Genomic DNA, 20602 nt, shown 5'->3' on the forward strand with positions numbered 1-20602 from the left:
AAAGTGCCCTAGGCGACCATTATTAGCTTTAAATAAGACATCCGATTAAGATTGGATGTCTTTTCCATGAATTCTTCTTTTGATTTCCTTTACATCTGTATTACTGTACTGACTAGTTCCTTTACCACCTGTTTGTGCTAGTAATGCTTTTACTTCATTATAGGATAAACCCGATTCTGCATTCCTCTTTTTAACCTCATTAATATCTGTTCCAACCTCTGTATATTCCTTATGATCCATCAAATAACCTCCTAACTACTCTCGTCTTACTCTTTCTAGTTAACAATAAAATTATGTAATGGAAGCTTCTTAACTTGCAAACAATGTTAGTGATAGAAAAAATTTCTCAAGATAGGGGTGATTCAATGACCAAATTAATTAACTTACCTGCTTTACTCATTCTAGATGTCCAAAAAGGGTTTGATGATCCTTACTGGGGCAAAAGAAACAATCCCATGGCAGAGGAAAACATGGCTCGATTACAAGCGGAGTGGAGGAAGAGAAAGGGGACAATCATTTACTCTAAACATCTATCCGTTCAACCCCAATCACCACTACATCATACCAACAAGGAAGGAACTGAGTTTAAAGATTTAATTAAACCAGAACCAAATGAAATGGTTTTTACAAAACAAGTGAACAGTGCTTTTATAGGAACGGAGATGGAAACGTATTTAAGTGAGCAGCAAATAAGATCGGTTGTTATTACAGGACTATCAACACAGCATTGTGTATCAACCACTACAAGAATGAGTGGGAACCTCGGCCTTCAAACTTATCTTGTATCAGATGCGATCGCCGCTTTCGAAATAACTGATCACAATGGAAAAAAACACTCTGCTGATACCGTTCAGGAGCTTGAATTAGCGATGCTCCAAAAAGAATTTGCGACCATACTAACAACCGACGAAATTATTAATCAACTCGAACATATTTAATATTTATGTAAGCGCAGGGGGTACTCTGCGCTATTTATTTACCCTAAACAAATTTAAGAAGCGATGGTAGGGACATTTGGATAATGACGTATCATCATCTCGTAAAAAGTACTGTTTCCACTCAAAATTATCTTCCAAACCATAGCTATTTAAATCTGGGTGGATTGTAATAGAATCATAATTTGCCAAGCGTTTTCTTACCTGCTTTTTAATATTTTTGGCATAAGATTCATTTTTACCAAATTCTTGTAACACCCATCTTGGAGTAATCGCGAGCATCATTGTATCAAAATGCCGGCTTTGTCGTTTTTGGTGTGAAGGGGTGGCACAATACATAAAGTATTTTTCTCCATGAAAACAAAACTCCCAAACCGGGTCATGGGGGTCAGTGGGAATGTCTTCAGGCCACACCATTCCGTCAATGGCAGAAAGACCAGCTAATTGCTGCCAAAATAGTTGTTCAAATTGTTGGACTGTATAGGATTTTTCTACTTCTTTAGGAATTTCATAAAAAACAATTAAAGACGTAAAATTACCAAATCCTTTTGATTCCTCTGTGTATGTCACTAATAGTTCTGCTAGTGCATGAATGGAGGCATCCTTCCTTGGATCACCTACAAATCCATAGCGAAGTTGATTAGTTGCAAAACCAATAGTAGCTGGTATGCAAGGGAATGGTCTTTCTTTATCCGTCATTTTTGCTTCGAATTTTTCAAGAGCACTTCTTTCCCAAGGGGCTAGTTGTTCTCGTAATATCATTTCATCTTTATATAAACCTTTGATATATATCACCTCACAAAAGCTTATATACTATATTCCTAAAAGCTTTTGCTGGATGAATGTCCTATTGAAATTGGGCGATTGTAAATTAAGCAAACTAAGAAATTCATCCATAACCGACCATATAACCATCGATCATGAATGAATTCCTAAAACTAACACCTAAAGCTGTTCTTCAGCCGTAACTCCTAATCTCTCCATGATTCTCCTTTTTCGATACAGCATAACTCCAACTTCTGCCAAGTCATTGATCATCGAACGGTTGGTGAAGGCACCGAAGACCATCCCAGCGATAGGGACCATTTGAAATAACTTTTTCCATCCAAACTGGTCACGGTAGGTATACACAACTTCTCGCCAGCCTTGGAGTTGAGACATCATTTCGCCCGATTGACTCCCGTTCTGGTAATAATCGGATAACTCCTTGAGAATGGCCTTTTTTCCAACAATATCTGCTGAGGAAAATTGTAAGCATTTAATAATAAAGATTCGCTCGCTTTTTTCATTTGGATCGTAGCCGTGGATGATGGAGATTTCTTGCAGTGTTTTTAATGAGATCGCTAAAAGTGCGGGTACATCAATCGCGAGGGTGAATATTCCACCGATTCCTGTTGTTGCACCTTGAACCGTTGCTACTCTTTTCCGGTTTTCCATTAATTTTTGACTGACCATAGTCATAGTGGAAAGAGGGATTTCTTTTATCTCCGCTATGCTCTCAATGGATTGATTTGTTTCTTTCCTTATAAGTTCAAATAGCTGTTTTTCCGATACTAAATATTTTCCACCCGTTTGAATGTAGTTTCCAATTTCGTCTAATAAAACTCCCACTTTATTATGAACAAATTGCGGGGTGATTTTGTCTAGTAATTTAAAAGGAAGTCTTCCAAGTCGTTCCCAAATCCACAAATTTCCTTGGTCCTTTTCCCATTTTTCTATAATAGCAAGTTCGTTTTTTAAGTCTTGTTCCTTCTCCAATGTAATCATCCTTGTTCTTCTCCATTTTCTTCAGTTTTTCATTTTCATCATTATTCTAATCATTTGATACGTGATCACTTGAGAAAAGGTTTCAAAACAATCCTCCATAAAACATGATTAAGAGCGGAAAGGTCATACTAAGCTTATTCAATACATAGAGGTGATAGTGATGGATAACGTATTTGATTATGAAGATATACAATTGATCCCAAACAAATCAATCGTAAACAGCCGAACGGAGTGTGATACTAGTGTAACGTTTGGAGGTCATACTTTTCGATTGCCGGTGGTGCCTGCGAATATGCAAACCATTGTGGATGAAAAGATTTCTGAATTTTTAGCAGAAAATAATTATTTTTACATCATGCATCGTTTTCAACCAGAAATGCGGATAGGTTTTGTAAAAGATATGAAGGCACGTGGGTTGTACGCCTCGATTAGTGTGGGGGTAAAAGAAGAAGAGTATCCATTTATTGAACAACTGGCAAAGGAAAATCTGTCTCCTGAATTTATAACAATCGATATTGCACACGGACATTCAAATGCAGTGATTAATATGATTCGCCATATTAAAAAACATTTGCCTACTAGCTTTGTCATTGCAGGAAATGTGGGAACACCTGAGGCAGTTAGAGAGTTGGAAAATGCAGGGGCGGACGCGACGAAGGTTGGAATTGGACCAGGGAAAGTCTGTATTACGAAAATAAAAACAGGCTTCGGGACAGGGGGGTGGCAATTAGCGGCCTTAAGATGGTGTGCGAAAGCAGCTAGTAAACCTATCATTGCAGACGGGGGAATTCGGACTCACGGAGATATTGCCAAATCGGTTCGCTTCGGTGCATCTATGGTTATGATTGGATCACTATTTGCGGGACATGAAGAATCACCTGGAGAGACGGTAGAGAAAGATGGGAAAAAGTATAAGGAGTACTTCGGATCTGCCTCTGAATTTCAAAAAGGGGAACGAAAAAATGTCGAAGGAAAGAAAATGCACGTGGAATTCAGAGGGTCTTTAAATGATACATTGATTGAAATGGAGCAAGATTTACAATCATCAATTTCTTATGCAGGTGGAAACAAGCTGTCAGCGATTCGAACGGTCGATTATGTGATTGTAAAGAACTCGATCTTTAACGGAGATAAGGTATATTAACAAAAAGAAAGTGAGCATTACCCAGATGGGCTGCTCACTTTTTTATTTCTTTTGTCCCTATAGCGCTGAAAAAATCCAATGGCCAACAAAAGCCAAAAAGCACTAATAAAATATCCAGCTAGTATATCACTTGGATAATGAACACCGAGATAGATTCGACTGATACCTATCGAAAGGATCACGATGCCACTCACAATGATATGCATTTTCCGTTTGAAAGAAGTATTGATATGACGCCACAAAAGAAAGGTTAGTACCCCATATAAAGCGAATGCCATAGTAGCATGACCACTCGGAAAGCTATAATTCGTCGCTTCAGCTAAACGATGCAAATCAGGTCTTGCTCGTTGAAAAAACATTTTTAACGTGAGGAAAAGGATATTCGCCCCTACCATGACTGCTACAAACAATACTAGCTCAGCTCTATGATTTAAAACCTTATAAAGAATAAAAAGACTGACAAGTGTAAGGAATATTACTGGTATGGTGTCCCCAATAAACGTAAAAAATCTCATAATCGTGGTCAACCAAGGACTTTCTAAACCTTGAACAAAAGAGATGATCCGGCTATCAAAAGAGACAATCGTATTTCTTCTTACTAAAATTGCCATCACACTAAATGCTAGTAATGAAACTAGGCTGATGATAAATGCGATAAGTAGTTGAGTTTTTAATTTCATGAAGGACTCCATTTTTTTTCATAATAGCGCTTTGAAACCGCCATACATTTAATAATAAGTGCTCGGACGACAATTCCAAGAATAATGTAATAGACGAAGGAATACAAGTAATTCCATTTGAAATATTGAACAAGGTGAAGCCATTGACAAAAGGGTTCACCGATAAAGGCGTAAGTGACTGCCATGATGATTTGGGCAATAATAAAGGTCTTCCATGTTTGAAAGTATTGAAATAACAGGATAAAAGCTACGGGTACCATGGAAACATCATATGGAAAACCCCTTGGTATGACGGGCAGAAACTCAGTCGGATACTCCCAAAAGGAAAACTGCATCCCAACCGTGTCCAAAAGGAGAGTCACATTCATCACAATCACACCGAACAGGAGAGACTCCACAAACCATTTTCTTTTTTTCATAATAAACCAGAAAATCCATGGAACAACAAAAAAACAGAGTAGGATCCACCATTCCCAAGTTAAAAATTCATTCTCAAGCCATCCTCTAGCATCCAATACAAATAACTCATCTTCTATGAACCGAACGTTATCAAGGTTTTCTTCACGAGTACCCATACTTACCACCACCTGCTTCTTGTATCTATCAAACATATTTTTGCCCATTATCATGTTTTAATGTTAAGGATGACAAAAAGGACCGTAGAAACATCTACGGTCAAAAAACCTATTTTGAAATTGATTGGTATTCTTTTTTTATCTCCTTTAGGGTTTTGTCAAATTCTTCTCCCCAAAGATCATTGATTGTATGAAACTCAACCTCACCATCACTATTTAACATGCCATAGCCTCTATAAGCCATATCTCCATTTTTCATTCCAAATAAATCAATCAATTCTAGCTCAGAGTCAGATATGAACGGGATGCTACTCCCGAACATGTCCACTAAAGCTTGATATAACTGCAATTGTTGATCAGGAGTATCGCCACTTACAATATACATATTCACATCTAACTCTTCTAATTGTGAGATATTTTCATGCAGCTGAACCAGCTGCTGTTGGCAGTGTGTTCAGGTGTATGTGGTGATAAAAAAGAATAGTGTTGGTTTCTCTTGCGGGAAGGTGACTTCCTTTTTATTTTGGTCAACTAAATCTATCGTGCCATCCAATTTCTCTTTTCCACAACCGGTTAAAAGAAGGAGGAAGGCTATTAGGATATATAATCGTTTTCTTTTCATTGTTCCACCATAACCTTTATAGTTGAGCTTGAGTTTCTTTCGTAGGGATTTTTGAATCCAGGCTGAGCATAGAGCTGCCGGTTATTGATAAATAGACAGCGATAACGAGTAAAACCAAGTCTAATTCATATCCTCCCATAAAACCTGCACCAAATTTTACTTTTACAATGGCAACTACCATGATAAGTGCTAGTAGAACAGATACAATTTTCGTTCCTAGTCCAACGATTAATGCCACACCGCCAATAAGCTCAATACCAGTAACAACATAAGCAAGTATTCCTGGCATACCCATACTAGCAAACCAGCCAGCCGTATTTTCAATTCCTTCCTGTAGTTTGGATAACCCATGGGCAAAGAAGGTCATTCCTAGCACAACCCTTAGTAGTAATGCTCCTATTTCGTGTTTGTTCATTGATTCATTCTCCTCTCAATATCTTTAAACTACATAACGTAGTGTAAAACCAAAAAAATATTAGGCAGTGGTGAGTAAAACCATGCCTATAAAAAAAAGCAACACGTGAATAGAAATAAAGATGTTTCTTATCGTCAGCTTGATCGGGATCACTTCGTTTGGTTCGACTAATTGTTGAAGGCGATAGTTAATGGAACCACCAGAAAAATGTACCAAAGAAGGGGTGTCCTTAAATGAAACATGATACTTAATCAATTTAATTAATGCCGTGCTTAGCTCTATTTCTGACCTCATTTTTTGTACCGCATACTCATCAGCCAGTATTTCACTAATGATACTATAATTTTGTTGACACCATTGGGTTAACGGGATAAACCACAATGACTGGGCGATGATCTCTAATATAAAGACCTTCAACGGGTCATGGTTGTTTTTATGGAAGGTCTCGTGCTCAATCACTGCTCTTAACTCATCATTTTCAAGCAACTGGATTAATCTCGTTGAAAGAACGATTGTGGGTTTGATGTACCCCATGGTGAAGGCAAGTACGGAATCACTTTTAACAACGATTAGATTTTCATTATGTCCATACGTACTTCGAATCAACGAGGTTAACTCAATGTCCTTGCATTCCAATAATCGCCTAGTAAACTTTTTAGATACAATTACTTGTCTGCCAATCTTTATTATGGTTATTAATAAAATATAGGTGAGAAGGGTGTTAACGAGAAAGATAACTAAAAAATAATAGAACGAATCTTCCATAAATAAGCTTAGGCAAAATTTAAAAAAGTTCATTTTTAGTTGTGTTCCAAAAATCAAATGAGTAAGAAACATTCCCATTTGAACCCATATGAGTGTTGCTAACCCAAGACTTAGTAAAAGTAAGTAGAGCGATTTCTTTTTCCACCACATCATAACTTGTCCTTTTTTAGTTGTTGAATTTTTAGTTCGAGTTTATTTAATAACGTCTCATCCACGTCGGTGAGGGAATCAATCATGTGGCTGATTACAACTCCCCCGAATTCATCGAGTAAATTTTCGGTCAGTTTTTTGGACTGTTCTTCTAAAAATTCTTCTTTTGTTTGAATAGGACTAAATAGGGAAACTCGGCCACTCGTACGTTTTTTTAGGACCCCTTTATCTACTAGTCGATTCATAACCGTCATGACGGTATTAAAGTTGATATTTTTTTCAGACTCAAGGGTTTGTTGTACTTCTTTAATACTGAACTCACCTTGCTTATTGTTCCAAAGTAGCTCCATAATTCTTGCTTCTAACGGACCAAAGAAACGCGAAAGACCTTCTTCATTGTACTTAAATCGTTTAATAGACAAGCTGATCACCTTCCACTACTGATTGTAGTGTGAATTGAATAGATAATCAAGTGAAAAACCTCCTAATTTACAAAGATAGGATGGATGTCGAAAAAAGCACACAGAAGTTTTACAATCATTCGCTATATGATGCAAACGATTTATGATAAATTAGTTTAGTAATGTATAAATGGAAAAATTTATACAACTGAAAGAAGGGATTAATAAATGACAAAATCAAAACAAAGCCATTTAAAACTTGTGATTGCTGGGCTTCTCTTAAGTATCTTCATGGCATCTATGGATAATACCATCGTAGCAACGGCCATGGGGACGATTGTCGGAGAACTTGGTGGATTTGATAAGTTTGTCTGGGTCACTTCGGCCTATATGGTCGCAGAAATGGCAGGTATGCCGATTTTCGGAAAGCTTTCGGATATGTTTGGCCGGAAGAAATTTTTTATGTTTGGTTTACTCGTCTTTTTAGGTGGTTCCATTTTATGCGGAACAGCCGATACGATTACACAATTAAGTATTTATCGAGCCATTCAAGGAATTGGGGCAGGAGCTTTGATTCCGATTGCCTTTACGATTATGTTTGATACGGTTTCAATTGAGCAACGTGGAAAATTAGGGGGATTATTTGGTGCAGTGTTTGGACTCTCTAGTATTTTCGGACCACTTTTAGGTGCATATATTACCGATTATATTAGCTGGGAATGGGTGTTTTATGTGAACATTCCAATTGGTATTTTGGCTTTTTCTTTTATAGCGTTTTTTTATAAAGAGTCTGCTGTTCATGAAAAACAGCAAATTGATTGGTGGGGGGCTACCACTTTAGTCGGCGCCATCGTTAGCGTCATGTTTGCACTTGAACTAGGCGGAAACGAGTATGCGTGGGATTCCACTTTTATCCTCGGACTATTTGCATCTTTTGTAGTTCTTTTTATCATTTTTATATTTATTGAAAGAAGAGTCGCTGAGCCGATTATTTCTTTTCCCATGTTTAATGTTCGTCTGTTTACAACCAGTAATGTAATTGGTCTTTTTAGTGGAATGGCGTTTATTACAGCATCCGTGTATATCCCTATCTATATTCAAGGCGTATTAGGGGGGACGGCTACCAACTCGGGCCTCGTTCTTTTACCGATGATGCTTGGGTCGGTTGTTTCGGCGACAATGGGTGGTTTCTTGATGAATAAGGTAAGATACCGGTCGATCTTAGTCGTTTTTTCTATCATCCTTTTAGTGGGGATGACTTTACTTACAACTTTAGATGGTGATTCCAGCCGTTTATCCGTAACCATTTACATGATTATTACCGGTCTAGGTATTGGAGCAACGTTTTCCGTTTTACCGAATGCAGCCATTCATCATTTCGAACCGTCACAACGTGGTTCTGTTAACTCAACGGTTTCGTTTGTTCGTTCATTAGGGATGACATTAGGAATAACGGTATTTGGGATCCTACAAAGAAATGAATTCACTTCCAGTTTGGAGGATGCGTTTGCAGGTATGGGCGGAGGAATGAATCCATCCATGTCGAATGACCCGAGAGAACTACTCTCGCAAGAGGCACGTGCACAAATCCCAGGGCCCATTTTAGATAAAATTACGGATCTTTTGTCATCGTCGATCACATATACGTTTATGTGGGCCCTTATTCCATCCGTTCTAGCTTTGCTCGCTGCCTTTTTCATGTCAAAAGAGCGATTAAGTGAGTCCGTAGAGTATAGTCAATCAAAGGAACACGTGTAAACACCTTCACTTTAGAAGGTGTTTATTTTTTAAAGAAATAGTATGATATATTGGAGTGTGTAAAAAAGCGAAACACATCCATTTAAAATGGGGATATAGAATTATTCATGAAGGAACAAGGGAGCTAATTATGTCAATCGTCGAAAAATTAAAACTAGATAAATACACAAACATGGCTGTTATTAATCAACCAAATGATTATACCGTGTTTACAGGGCATCCTTCTCAATTAAATAAAGATCATGATGCGATTTTCATTTTTATTGAAACGCTGGACGAAATGGTTGCTCGTACTCAACAAATCATTAAGGACCAACTATTACTTGAAAAGGGCTATCTTTTCTTCGCCTATCCGAAAAAGGGGAATAAACGATATAGTACCTTTGTACATAGAGACGATATCTTTCCTGCAATGAGTGTAGGGGAGGACGGGTATATTGGAGATAGTGATATTAAATTTGGACGTATGGTTAGTATGGACGATGTGTTTACTGTTGTTGGATTAAAGCGAGAGAAAAAGAAAGTGAAGAAAACTCCAGCAGCAAGTCAATGTGTAGCTGATTATGAGGACAATGTTACCGATGTCGAAGCATTATTAGCAGACACACCGAACGAACTTGCGTTTTACCAAAGCTTGACGCCAGGGTATAGAAAAGACTGGGCAAGATACATTTTTTCAGCGAAACAACAACAAACAAGAGATAAGCGCCGCGGGGAAATGGTCGAAGTCCTTTCACAAGGCTATAAAACCATGGATTTGTATAAACAGCAGAAGAAATAAGAGAGAATGACGAATGAGAGAGGTGCTCATTCGTTTTTTTTTAGAAAAATAATTGACCGTGGTGTGCACCCCACAGTTTATCCTATGGGTGGGAGGATGAAATGTATAAAATCAGTGAATTTGCGGAGATAACAGGATTAAGCAAGGAAACGCTTCGTTATTATGCAGAGATGAAGCTGCTAGAACCCGCTTTTATAGATCCAAAAAACAATTATCGTTACTATGATGATGGAAGCATCTTTCTAGCCACTCTCTTATCAAAGCTTAGGAAATTAGGATTCACGATCCAAGAGATGATTTCCGTGATGGAGGACGAATCTTTTTCGAATCTAGAAGCACTATTAGTCCAAAAGAAAAGAAAGATACTAAAGCAAATAAACGAACTTCAGTTGCAAGTAGAAGAAATAGATGAATTTTTAGCATCCGGCAAGGAGGAACCCGAGTGATACAGTGGAAGGAAGAAGCAGTGATTACTGCCAATATTGAAACGGTATGGAGTCTGTTTTCAGATAAAAACATCAAGAAAATCATGCCGAAAGTAGAAGAACATATCTTAATTGAAAAATGTGAAACTGAAGCAGGAGCCAAGCATAGACAAACGTATCGCGAAGGCAAAAGACTTGAAACCTATATCGTGGAAACACTCATTTACCAAGACAAGGAAGCGCAAAAGAAAAAACAAATTCGGTTTGTTTTAGGAAAAGCCTTTGAAGTTACTCTATCTTTTACATTGATAAAGATCGATGAATCCCAGACAAGATTGATCTACGAAGGGGAGAACAGAGGGGTCAACTTTGTTGGCAGAGCGATGCTAAAGCTTGCTGGGAAAAAGAGCAATCATGATGTGGTGATGGAGTTTTTAGATCGGGTGCAGGTGGAGGCGATGAAATAAAGACTACTCATCTTTTCCCATAAACACAAGTGTATAACATTTGTACAACTCAACTCCCCTTCTTAAAAGGGGAGTTTTTTATTTTTACAACAGCTCAAATTTTATTTCCCAGATTACTTTCCTTAAATATTATTCGTTATCACTTTCCAATCTACAAAAACATTATACTCCAATTATCCTGTAGACACTTTGTAAAATGATTGGGCTTACAGTCGTAAAGCAGATTCTATTTGACTCATTTAAAAAAAAGAGAAAAAAGGTCTATTTTACCAATTTTGGTATTTTAGACAAAAACCATGTTAGTATACCTAACACGTTGTCTTTATTTTCTGAATTATTAGTTTTACAATGGCTCTGTAGTAAAAACCTGAAAGGAGTCGATGAAATTGACAGAGAAGCTAGACAAAGTAGTTACTAGAAGAGATTTTTTGAATCACGTAGGTAAAGTTGGTGGAGCGGTCGCTGTCTATGGTGCAATGGATTCCTTAGGTTTACTAGGTAACTCCATGTTTGCAAGTGCCGCATCCTTTAATGCTCCAAAAAAGAGTGACCTTGTTATGGCTAACAAAATCGGAAAAAAAGTAGTGATCCTAGGAGCTGGGATTGCTGGACTTGCCTCAGCTTATGAATTAAGTAAAGCAGGTTATGATGTCCATATCCTTGAAGCACGTGACCGAACGGGAGGCAGAAACTGGACGGTCCGTGGAGGAACAGAAGAAACAGAAATTAATGGAGTAAAACAAGTTTCTAAATTTGATAAAGGGCAATACATGAATGCAGGTCCTGCAAGGATTCCTCAGCATCATGTGACCATCGATTATTGTCGTGAACTCGGAGTAGAATTGGAAGCATTCACGAATGTGAATGAAGCTGCTTATTATTACCAAGAAAATGTGGGTTCACTTTCAAATACAAAAATTCGAAAAAGAGAGATTAAAGCTGACACTCGCGGATATGTAGCTGAACTCCTTAGCAAAGCTGCCAATCAAACGGCCTTGGATGAAAATCTAACATCTCAAGATATTGAAAGATTAACAGCCTACTTAACTCGCGATGGAGCCTTAAACTCTAGTAGAAAATATACCGGAACTAGCTATCGTGGATACACCGAACTACCAGGTGCTGGTCTGAATCCAGGTACGGTAGGCACACCTTATAAATTTAGCCAAATACTAGAATCTGGGATGATGAATCATATTAGTTCTGAATACTCGTTCGATCAGCAAATGATGGTGTTCCAACCAGTCGGTGGAATGGATAGTATTCCAAAAGCATTGGAAGCAAAATTACCTGGGAAAATTACATTTGGCACCGAGGTTCAAGAAATTAGACAAACCACTGATGGGGCACGGGTAGTGTACAAAGTAAATGGGAAAACAAAAGAAATGACAGGAGATTATTGTATTTGCACAATCCCGTTATCAGTATTAAAAAATATTCCAGCTGATTTCTCTCCTGAGATGATCAATGCCATGAAAAACATTAGTTACGCACCAACAGGTAAAATTGGATTTCAATTCAAGAACCGTTTCTGGGAAACAGAAGATCGAATCATGGGTGGTATGACGACAACCAATATGGATATTAACCAAATCTGGTATCCGTCATATGGATTCTTGTCACAAAAAGGTGTGGTGATTGGATACTATAATTTTGGACAAGCAGCATTGGATTTGGGCAATATGACCATTGCTCAACGTGAAAAGCATGCTTTGGCACAGGGGGCAAAAATACATAAGTCCTATACGAGTGAGTTTGAAAACTCGTTCTCGGTTGCATGGCATAAAATCAAATACAATGAGGGAGGTTGGGTATCCTACACCGCCTCAGATCGCCAAAATTACTATCCAATCCTAAATCAACCACAAGGACGAATTTATTTAGCGGGTGAGCATCTAAGCTATTTAACAGCATGGATGGCAGGAGCCTTTGAGTCAGCAAGAGTCGCTGTTACTCAAATTCATGAAAGAACACTAAAAGAAAGTGATTCAAAAGTAAAAGCTGGTTAATAAAAAGAGAGAAAAGGAGATGAAATTTATGAAACTATCAAAATCTAAATCTGTAGTAGCATCTATTGTATTTGGGACAAGCCTAATGGTAGGGGCGTATGCATTTGCTGGCTCTGAAAAGGCTGATTTAAAAACCGATAAGGTCGCATTCTTTGGAACTCCTACTTCATCTATATCTAGTTCTGTTTCCATTCCTAGTCAATACAATCAGCTTTGGATCAGTGGGACAGTTCCTCCGGTATTAAACCGAAATGGTTCCACACTTTATGAAAGATACGGTGACACAGAAACTCAGGCAATTGGAATTTTTAACAATCTAAAGTCTCAATTAGAATCCAAAGGGCTTTCACTTAAAGATGTCACCTACCTGCGTGTGTACATTACACCTGATGCAAACAAAGGAAATACCCAAGATTATCAAGGCTTTTTCAATGCATATGCTAAATTCTTTAACACAGAAGACAATCCAGTGAAAACCGCACGTTCTACGGTAGGAGTAGACAGTCTCGTAAACTCTGATTGGTTAATCGAAATTGAAGCGTTCGTCGCTTATAAGTAAAGAAAGGGGGAATTTATGTGTTACAAAATATTGGAGTACCAGGCTTAATCTTGATTTTAGTCATAGCGCTTGTCATCTTCGGACCCTCAAAGCTACCGGAAATTGGACGTGCATTTGGTAGAACACTTACTGAGTTTAAAAATTCAACAAGAGAATTAGTAGCTGGAGATTCAGAAGAACAAAAGGCAAAAGAACTTAATCATTAATGAGAGGGGAAGATGTAAACACTTGTTTGCATCTTCTTACCTTTAAAAGGGATGTGGGTGAATGGAAGCAAATAAAATGCCTATGTTAGAACATGCAGAAGAATTTAGGAAAAGGCTCATCTACGTGCTAGTGTCTTTTGTGATCCTTTTATTTTTAGGATTTATTTTTGTGGATCGTATCTATGATTGGATTGTTCACTCCGCTGAACAACCACTTACAGTTTTAGGACCTAGTGATATTATGTGGATTTACTTTGTTTTAGCAGGATCCTTCGCTCTTGTTTTTACAACACCAGTTGCAGTGTATCATTGTTGGAGGTTTGTTTCTCCTGGATTACAAACATCCGAAAAAAAAGCCTTATATATCTTCTTTCCGGTATTAATCATCTTCTTTGTTATGGGACTATGCTTTGGTTATTACATCTTATTCCCAAGTGTTCTGACGTTTCTTACCCATTTAGCAGGTGATCATTTACATACGATGTACACGGCTGAAAAATACTTTAAGTTTTTATTGAACTTGACACTACCAATTGGATTTTTGTTTGAAATGCCGATTCTTATTATGTTACTAACACGACTGGGCATTATTAATCCAATGTTATTGGCAAAAACTCGAAAAATAGCTTACTTCATTTTAATGATTTTATCAACATTGGTTACTCCACCAGATTTTATTTCAACGATTATCGTTTTTCTTCCACTAGTGACACTATATGAGTTAGGAATAAGTGTTTCAAAATATATGTACCGTAAAAATGAAAGAGTCCTTTTTGAAGAGGCAAGTTAACAAAGATGCCTGGTATTTGCCAGGCATTTTTAATTGTATTTATTAATAAATCTTGCCAAAAAGAATAGGGTTATGTATGATATAAATCAGAATCATTACGTTTTACTTGATGTTTAGATACAAAAATAATTAGGTTCTTTATACAACTTAAATCGTAACGATTTCGATTAACTTACATAGGAGTGGATAAAATTGAACAAAAATAAAATCCCTGTAACTGTACTTAGCGGGTATTTAGGTGCTGGAAAAACAACTCTCTTAAATCACATTCTGATGAACCGTGAAAATAAAAAAATTGCCGTCATCGTAAATGACATGAGTGAAGTAAATATCGATGCCTCTTTAGTGAAAAAAGGAGGATTTTCACAAACAGAAGAAAAACTAGTGGAACTTCAAAATGGTTGTATCTGCTGTACGTTACGAGAGGACTTAATGATTGAAGTAGAAAAGTTGGTTCAAGCAGGAAACATTGATTACATAGTGATTGAATCTTCAGGGATATCTGAACCGATCCCTGTTGCTCAAACCTTTACGTATGTGGATGATGATTTAGGGATTAACTTAAGTGAACAAACAACCCTTGATACGATGGTAACAGTAGTTGATGCGAATCGGTTTTGGCATGACTTCTCTTCTGGAGACAGCTTATTGGACCGAAAGCAGGGAACAGATGAGATGGATACAAGAGAAGTAGTGGACTTATTAATTGATCAAATTGAGTTTGCCAATGTTCTGGTTTTAAATAAAGTAGATTTGATCGATTCAGAAAGTGTAATGGAATTAAAAGCCGTCCTTCATAAATTGAATCCAGATGCAACAATCGTAGAAAGTTCACACTCCCGCATTCCGCTCGATACTATTTTAGGCACGGGTAAGTTTGATTTTGAAGAAGCTAGTCAAGGCGCAGGGTGGATTAAGGAATTGAATGAGGAACATACACCTGAAACAGAAGAATACGGAATATCTTCCTTTGTCTACCGAAGAAAACGACCTTTTCATCCGGAGCGCTGGAATCAATGGTTAGAAAATTGGCCAGAAGATGTAGTTCGAGCAAAAGGATTCTTCTGGCTCGCCACACGAAATGATATGACCGGACTCCTGTCCCAAGCTGGACCATCCATTATCATCCAAGGTGCCGGAGAATGGATTGCCTCCTATCCAAAACAGGAAATCGAGCAAATTCTAAAAGAGGAGCCAGAAATACTTGAACGATGGGACGAGGAATATGGTGACCGAATGACAGAGCTTGTTCTAATAGGTGTGGATATGAATCAAAAGGAAATAGAAACAACTCTTAATGACTGCTTACTAACTGACGAGGAAATGAAAACCGATTGGTCAAAACTGCCCGACCCAATTCCTGCGTTTTCGTTTTAAGTATCAAAAAACGTAACATTTTTCACAGAATCCAACAAACATTTCCTTTACAGTAAATAAAAATCAGAACAGTTTGAAAAAAAGAAACTGTAAAGGAGGAGTTCCGATGAAAAGAACACATTTGCCGCTGGTTTATTCATGCTCAGGCTGTTCTTCTGCCGCACAAACAGCAAACTTGATTGCAATCAAAATGGATCGGGAGGACATTGCCGAAATGTCATGCATTGCTGGAGTTGGGGGAGATGTAAAACCTCTTGTAAAAACGGCAAAATCGGGGAGACCGATCATCGCTATTGATGGCTGTCCGTTAGCTTGTACGAAAAACTGTCTAGCAAGGCACGAGGTCGAACCAACCCATCATTTTGACCTTTCCAATTTTAATGTGGTAAAGAAAAAAGGGGAAGACCCAGACTTAGATGTGTTTATGACGACGTATGAGAGAATAAGAGAGCTCATTTAATTAGGAAAGGATATGTTCGCCTAGAACATATCCTTTTTATCTAGATTGATAAACGAAATGCTTTCACTATAATACCATCATTAGCTGGCTCAAAGTCGTATTGTGGCAGACGTTCAAAACCAAAATGTTCATACAGTTTGATCGCATTTGTCATAAATTCACCTGTATGTAATCCTATTGCCTGGTAACCCTTGGCCTTAGATCGTTGAATGCACTCCTTTATTAATGCAGATGCAATTCCTTTTCCTCTGAATTCATCAGCAACAGCCAAGACACGAATTTCAGGGTGATCCAGTTCGTCAACCATCCCTTCATACGCATCCGTTTTAGCTGGAAAAAGTGCCACACTGCCAACGATTGTGCCTTCTACTTCTGCCACAAGGAGCTCCACACCCGGCTGACTGTCGGCATCTGAAGAGATCGCTTTTTTTAGTGCCTCCCAATGTGTATTCGGAATTTTCCTCGCATGCTCGGAATATGCATTCACACGTTGTTCCCGTATAAAAGGAATTTCTGTCTCTTTTGCCTCACGAATAATCATAAATTTACTCCTCCAACTTCCTTAAAAATTTGTCCGGATGATTACTTAGTAAATGACGATTATGCTCACTGTTCCATCCTGACAAATCAGGTCCTTTTGGAAGGATTTTTACGGATATGTTGTCTGGATCAATGGTGATAGATGTGTGATAGTGTTTCTTAATAGCATCGAAGTCTGTGGTATCACCAAATCCAGGAGTCTGATATAAATCGCGAGCATAACCCCATAGATTCTCATATTGACTAATAAGCTGACGGTTGGTATTAAAGCGATTATAGTATGCTGCATCAAATCTGACTAATGTAGCAAAAAGACGAACATCTGAATCCGTGATATAGTCCCCAAATAAAAAACGGTTTTTGGATAAATGATCCTCAAACTCGTCGAGACGAGCAAACAACGTATCAAATGCCTGTTCATATGCTTCCTGCGATTTCGCAAATCCGCATTTGTACACACCGTTATTTATATCGTTAAAAATAATTGTGTTTAAATCATCTATCTCAGTTTGTAGATGCTCAGGGTACAGAATAGGAGCATTAGCTTTATGAAAGGGAGCCCAAACGGTTTCCAAGTAATTTGTTAGTTTAAAATAGTCATTGTTAACGGCTTTATGATCTTTTATATCCACCATAACGGGAACGGTTGGTCGGCCAGAATACCCCGGATCAGTTTTTGTATAGATTTCACTCATGTACCGTATACCGAGAATCGGATCTACACCCTCCTTATCTAGAGAAAACTCCCAATCAACATGAGGGAGGTGGGGACGAATTGGACTCACGGTCCCTAAACTGATTACATCCTCTAACCCTAACAAACTACGAACAATAATAGAGCGATGTGCCCAAGGACAAGCTTGAGACCATAACAATCGGTAGCGCCCAGACTCAATCCGCAATTCTCCGGGACCGTCACCAAAAGGAGTTGAAAATCGATTACTTTGTCTTTTGAAAGATCCATCTTTATTAAACTCTTTATTAGCAAGCTTTCCCTCCTGCATTGTATCAACCCTCTCAGCAAATTGAAAAAATACTCTGAATTTGAGACTTTAATCAAATTTTAGTCTCTTTCTATTTGGGTCGTCAATTTTAAAGCATTTTATAAGTAGAAAAGGGGAAAATACGTTTATTTATACTCTCCGTATCAATTTGTAACCGCATACAAAATCTTAATAAATATAATCCCAAAATTATTATATATTTCAAAGACCGAAACAATTTACTTTAGCAATGCAATGTTATAGAATGGTAAAGTTACAAACTTAGGAAATTATGAATCTTCATATTAAAAAACGAAAGGCGAGAGGAACTTGAACAATTTAACAGGTACAAAGCGTTTACAGCTGGCATTGCTTCTAGGGTCTCTGGCGATCTTAGGTCCGTTTACCATCGATATGTATTTACCTTCTTTTCCAACCATCGTAAAAGAGTTCGGTACAACGGCATCCTTCGTACAAATTAGTTTAACATCTTGTTTGTTAGGCTTAGGACTAGGGCAATTGATTATCGGCCCAATGAGTGATGTGCAAGGACGGAAAAAACCATTATTAATATTCCTTATAATGTATTTAGTTGCTTCTGCCATATGTGCATTTGCTCCGAATATTTATTTCTTTATTGCGGCACGTTTCTTACAAGGCTTTTCAGCAGCAGGCGGGATCGTTATATCAAGAGCGGTGGTTCGCGATAAGTTTAGCGGAAGAGAATTAACGAAGTTTTTTGCGTTATTAACATTAGTAAGTAATCTAGGTCCAATTATCGCTCCTGTTGCAGGTGGCGCGATTCTAGCCTTTACGAATTGGACGGGAGTGTTTGTCGTTTTAAGTGTCGTGGGTCTGGTATTATTTTTCACTGTCTTTTCAAAGCTGGAAGAATCACTTCCGACGGAGAAACGCGTACCAAGTAACATTGGGCAAACATTTAGGAACTTTGGAACTTTATTAAAAGATCGTCAGTTTACAGGTTATGCCTTTACACAAGGATTCATTGTAGCTGGGATATTTGCTTATGTTTCAGGTACTCCATTTGTCTATCAAAATATTTATGGAGTTTCACCACAGGTGTTTAGTTTATTATTCGGATTGAACGGAATTGGCTTGATTCTTGGAAGTCAGGCAGTAGGAAAATTCGTAGACGTAATATCTGAAAAGACCTTTTTAGTCATAGGTTTGACCATGTCAAATGTATCAGGTGCTATTCTTCTTGTTGCGTTATTATTAAAGGCTCCATTAATTGCGGTTGTTATTCCTATCTTCTTCTTCGTTGCTTCGATCGGGATTATTGGAACCACATCGTTTTCACTTGCTATGGAGTCACAAGGGCATATTGCTGGTAGCGCATCCGCACTATTAGGATTGTTACCATTTATTCTTGGCTCCATTTCGTCACCACTTGTTGGAATTGCAGGCGAGAATTCAGCCATTCCAATGGGATCCATTATCTTTGGTGCTAGCTTTCTAGCTTTTCTATCGTATTTCCTATTCGTCCGAAAGGCTACCATTTCAAAACCAGCTATCGAAGAACCTGGGAAAATATCAGTATAATTTCTAGACGCTATCCAAAACGGTAGCGTCTTCACTTTTAAGATTGAGGTCATCCAAACGGTTGAAAATCATTGTATTTGAATTCAAATTAACAAAGATAATCTAATGGTTGACACGTCATGTAGTTTCCGTTTCAGTAGGAAATCTGTCGTTTTCGTTATATAAGTAGTTGAAAAATAAGAAAGATTCATCTAATATAGAATCTAGCTTAATTGAATAGTTTTCCAGAAAGTAAAGATGCCAAGATGGCTTAATAGGGAATCTGGTGAAAATCCAGAGCTGTACCCGCAACTGTAAGTGTGGACGAAATAAGAATACCACTGTGTGCATGCGTAATTCGTATGGATATGGGAAGGTCTTAGAGTAGAAGGAAGCACGAGTCAGGAAACCTGTCTTACTTTTATACGTTTCAGTTTCTCCGGGAATAGAGAAGGTGTTTCGATGGTGAGAATGGACTGTATTTCTGTTTGTCTTTTCATGCTTTCGATTCATCCGCTCCTTCCTGTGAGCGGATTTTTTTTATGGAAATTTTCATTAGGTTAATAAATTCATAGTTTACTTGATAGGTGCAAAAGAACAATCTTTTGCTTAAAAGGGAAGAACGGTGAAAAGCCGTCGCGGTACCCGCCACTGTATTGGGGAGCTTTGTTACAATTGGTCACTGAGTAAAATCGGGAAGACGTAACAAAAGCAAGGAACCAAAGCCAGGAGACCTGCCTATTAAGTGTATCACAAACCTACGGGACTATAGGTAGATGTGTAGAAGAAGTACATTCCGTATGTTCTTATGCACCTCTATTTGTAGGGGTGCTTTTTTATTGTAAAAATGTAAGGGAGTGGAAAACATGACAACATGGAATTTAGAGGGGACGAAGCATCACATTTTGATTTGCAATGGAAGTAGTTGCATGAGAAAAGGGGGAGAAGAAGTAACGCAAGCGATTCGTGATGAAATTAAACAGTTGGAGTTAGACGACAAGGTACATACTACAAGAACGAGATGTAATGGAAGGTGTAAGGATGCCTGTGTCACCATTGTGTATCCAGAAGGCATCTGGTATAAGGCACTTACAGAGGACATAGGACGAGAAATCGTTCGGAGTCACATCGGACAAGGAAAGATACTAGAGGAATCTGTTGTTTATACCTACGACCAGGAAGGTTTCGTAGCACCTGAAAACTCAGATAGCATTGAGGGAATTTCTAAGAAAGTGAAAGAAGAGGTATAAC

At 38.0% G+C, this 20602-nt stretch carries 25 protein-coding genes, 1 pseudogene and 2 riboswitches; of the genes and pseudogenes, 14 read left to right on the plus strand and 12 right to left on the minus strand.

The genetic code is table 11. The features are described 5' to 3' along the window. Window positions 1–45 precede the first annotated feature (45 nt). Complete coding sequence (locus M3175_RS11120; protein WP_251518906.1) at window positions 46–240, minus strand: gamma-type small acid-soluble spore protein; 195 nt, start codon at window positions 238–240, stop codon at window positions 46–48. 125 nt (window positions 241–365) lie between these two features. Between M3175_RS11120 and M3175_RS11125 the strand changes: the two genes are divergently transcribed. After that, a complete protein-coding gene (locus M3175_RS11125) occupies window positions 366–938 on the plus strand; it encodes an isochorismatase family protein (RefSeq protein WP_251518908.1) in 573 nt (190 codons plus the stop codon). Between the two features lie 30 nt (window positions 939–968). Here M3175_RS11125 and M3175_RS11130 read toward each other — a convergent pair whose 3' ends face one another. After that, window positions 969–1730 carry a YqcI/YcgG family protein gene (locus M3175_RS11130; RefSeq protein ID WP_371321683.1) on the minus strand — a complete coding sequence of 254 codons (762 nt, stop codon included), beginning with the start codon at window positions 1728–1730 and terminating at the stop codon, window positions 969–971. 150 nt (window positions 1731–1880) lie between these two features. Next, window positions 1881–2693, minus strand: a complete 813-nt coding sequence (locus M3175_RS11135) for an EcsC family protein (protein WP_371321686.1) — start codon at window positions 2691–2693, stop codon at window positions 1881–1883. 169 nt (window positions 2694–2862) lie between these two features. Here M3175_RS11135 and guaC point away from each other — a divergent pair, with 169 nt between their 5' ends. Then, on the plus strand, window positions 2863–3846 hold the full coding sequence (guaC, locus tag M3175_RS11140; RefSeq protein WP_251518912.1) for a GMP reductase: 984 nt from the start codon (window positions 2863–2865) through the stop codon (window positions 3844–3846). Between the two features lie 17 nt (window positions 3847–3863). On the opposite strand, the gene M3175_RS11145 is transcribed toward guaC, so the two are convergent. From M3175_RS11145 to M3175_RS11175, 7 genes and pseudogenes are all read right to left on the minus strand, one after another. Next, window positions 3864–4526, minus strand: coding sequence for a phosphatase PAP2 family protein (locus M3175_RS11145; protein WP_251518914.1), 663 nt, complete (start codon window positions 4524–4526; stop codon window positions 3864–3866). After that, a complete protein-coding gene (locus M3175_RS11150; RefSeq protein ID WP_251518915.1) occupies window positions 4523–5101 on the minus strand; it encodes a CBO0543 family protein in 579 nt (192 codons plus the stop codon). The genes M3175_RS11145 and M3175_RS11150 overlap by 4 nt, the downstream gene beginning before the upstream one ends. 109 nt (window positions 5102–5210) lie before the next feature. Then, window positions 5211–5540: pseudogene (locus tag M3175_RS11155) on the minus strand (thioredoxin domain-containing protein); the annotation flags it as partial. A 15-nt stretch (window positions 5541–5555) separates the two neighbouring features. Beyond that, complete coding sequence (locus M3175_RS11160; protein ID WP_251518920.1) at window positions 5556–5723, minus strand: hypothetical protein; 168 nt, start codon at window positions 5721–5723, stop codon at window positions 5556–5558. Between the two features lie 16 nt (window positions 5724–5739). Continuing rightward, window positions 5740–6138: a DoxX family protein gene (locus M3175_RS11165; RefSeq protein ID WP_251518922.1), complete on the minus strand. Its 399-nt coding sequence runs from the start codon at window positions 6136–6138 to the stop codon at window positions 5740–5742. Between the two features lie 60 nt (window positions 6139–6198). After that, complete coding sequence (locus M3175_RS11170; protein WP_251518924.1) at window positions 6199–7056, minus strand: M56 family metallopeptidase; 858 nt, start codon at window positions 7054–7056, stop codon at window positions 6199–6201. Further along, window positions 7053–7475 carry a BlaI/MecI/CopY family transcriptional regulator gene (locus M3175_RS11175; RefSeq protein WP_251518926.1) on the minus strand — a complete coding sequence of 141 codons (423 nt, stop codon included), beginning with the start codon at window positions 7473–7475 and terminating at the stop codon, window positions 7053–7055. Before M3175_RS11175 ends, M3175_RS11170 begins: the two co-directional genes overlap by 4 nt. 207 nt (window positions 7476–7682) lie before the next feature. Here M3175_RS11175 and M3175_RS11180 point away from each other — a divergent pair, with 207 nt between their 5' ends. From M3175_RS11180 to M3175_RS11225, 10 genes are all read left to right on the plus strand, one after another. Then, window positions 7683–9212 (plus strand): MDR family MFS transporter, encoded by a 1530-nt coding sequence (locus M3175_RS11180; RefSeq protein ID WP_251518928.1) that lies wholly within the window; start codon window positions 7683–7685, stop codon window positions 9210–9212. 130 nt (window positions 9213–9342) lie between these two features. Continuing rightward, window positions 9343–9993, plus strand: coding sequence for a YdeI/OmpD-associated family protein (locus tag M3175_RS11185; RefSeq protein WP_251518930.1), 651 nt, complete (start codon window positions 9343–9345; stop codon window positions 9991–9993). A 101-nt stretch (window positions 9994–10094) separates the two neighbouring features. Continuing rightward, on the plus strand, window positions 10095–10439 hold the full coding sequence (locus M3175_RS11190; protein WP_251518932.1) for a MerR family transcriptional regulator: 345 nt from the start codon (window positions 10095–10097) through the stop codon (window positions 10437–10439). Further along, window positions 10436–10885: an SRPBCC family protein gene (locus M3175_RS11195; protein WP_251518934.1), complete on the plus strand. Its 450-nt coding sequence runs from the start codon at window positions 10436–10438 to the stop codon at window positions 10883–10885. The genes M3175_RS11190 and M3175_RS11195 overlap by 4 nt, the downstream gene beginning before the upstream one ends. 386 nt (window positions 10886–11271) lie before the next feature. Then, a complete protein-coding gene (locus tag M3175_RS11200) occupies window positions 11272–12894 on the plus strand; it encodes a flavin monoamine oxidase family protein (protein ID WP_371321684.1) in 1623 nt (540 codons plus the stop codon). Window positions 12895–12922: 28 nt separating this feature from the next. Beyond that, the gene (locus tag M3175_RS11205) at window positions 12923–13453 is read left to right on the plus strand and encodes a Rid family hydrolase (protein WP_251518938.1); all 531 of its coding nucleotides are present in this window, start codon (window positions 12923–12925) and stop codon (window positions 13451–13453) included. A 17-nt stretch (window positions 13454–13470) separates the two neighbouring features. Further along, window positions 13471–13659 carry a twin-arginine translocase TatA/TatE family subunit gene (locus tag M3175_RS11210; protein WP_251518940.1) on the plus strand — a complete coding sequence of 63 codons (189 nt, stop codon included), beginning with the start codon at window positions 13471–13473 and terminating at the stop codon, window positions 13657–13659. 61 nt (window positions 13660–13720) lie between these two features. Beyond that, window positions 13721–14449, plus strand: coding sequence for a twin-arginine translocase subunit TatC (gene tatC / locus M3175_RS11215; protein ID WP_251518942.1), 729 nt, complete (start codon window positions 13721–13723; stop codon window positions 14447–14449). Window positions 14450–14641: 192 nt separating this feature from the next. Then, a complete protein-coding gene (locus tag M3175_RS11220) occupies window positions 14642–15826 on the plus strand; it encodes a GTP-binding protein (protein WP_251518944.1) in 1185 nt (394 codons plus the stop codon). A 106-nt stretch (window positions 15827–15932) separates the two neighbouring features. Continuing rightward, window positions 15933–16286, plus strand: a complete 354-nt coding sequence (locus tag M3175_RS11225) for a putative zinc-binding protein (protein ID WP_251518946.1) — start codon at window positions 15933–15935, stop codon at window positions 16284–16286. A 40-nt stretch (window positions 16287–16326) separates the two neighbouring features. Here M3175_RS11225 and M3175_RS11230 read toward each other — a convergent pair whose 3' ends face one another. Together M3175_RS11230 and M3175_RS11235 are read right to left on the minus strand one after the other, a co-directional pair. Further along, window positions 16327–16827 (minus strand): GNAT family N-acetyltransferase, encoded by a 501-nt coding sequence (locus M3175_RS11230; RefSeq protein ID WP_251518948.1) that lies wholly within the window; start codon window positions 16825–16827, stop codon window positions 16327–16329. 4 nt (window positions 16828–16831) lie between these two features. Next, window positions 16832–17830 carry a glutathione S-transferase family protein gene (locus M3175_RS11235; protein ID WP_251518950.1) on the minus strand — a complete coding sequence of 333 codons (999 nt, stop codon included), beginning with the start codon at window positions 17828–17830 and terminating at the stop codon, window positions 16832–16834. Window positions 17831–18139: 309 nt separating this feature from the next. Here M3175_RS11235 and M3175_RS11240 point away from each other — a divergent pair, with 309 nt between their 5' ends. Together M3175_RS11240 and M3175_RS11245 are read left to right on the plus strand one after the other, a co-directional pair. Continuing rightward, window positions 18140–19372 (plus strand): multidrug effflux MFS transporter, encoded by a 1233-nt coding sequence (locus M3175_RS11240; RefSeq protein ID WP_251518951.1) that lies wholly within the window; start codon window positions 18140–18142, stop codon window positions 19370–19372. Between the two features lie 218 nt (window positions 19373–19590). Then, a riboswitch (cobalamin riboswitch) is annotated at window positions 19591–19783 on the plus strand. 136 nt (window positions 19784–19919) lie between these two features. Continuing rightward, window positions 19920–20107: riboswitch (cobalamin riboswitch) on the plus strand. Between the two features lie 110 nt (window positions 20108–20217). Further along, entirely contained in the window at window positions 20218–20601 is a 384-nt protein-coding gene (locus M3175_RS11245; protein ID WP_251518952.1) for a (2Fe-2S) ferredoxin domain-containing protein, read from the plus strand. The last annotated feature ends 1 nt before the right edge of the window (window position 20602 follow it).

This window comes from Robertmurraya korlensis, assembly GCF_023715225.1.
Classification (GTDB): Bacteria; Bacillota; Bacilli; order Bacillales; family Cytobacillaceae; genus Robertmurraya_A.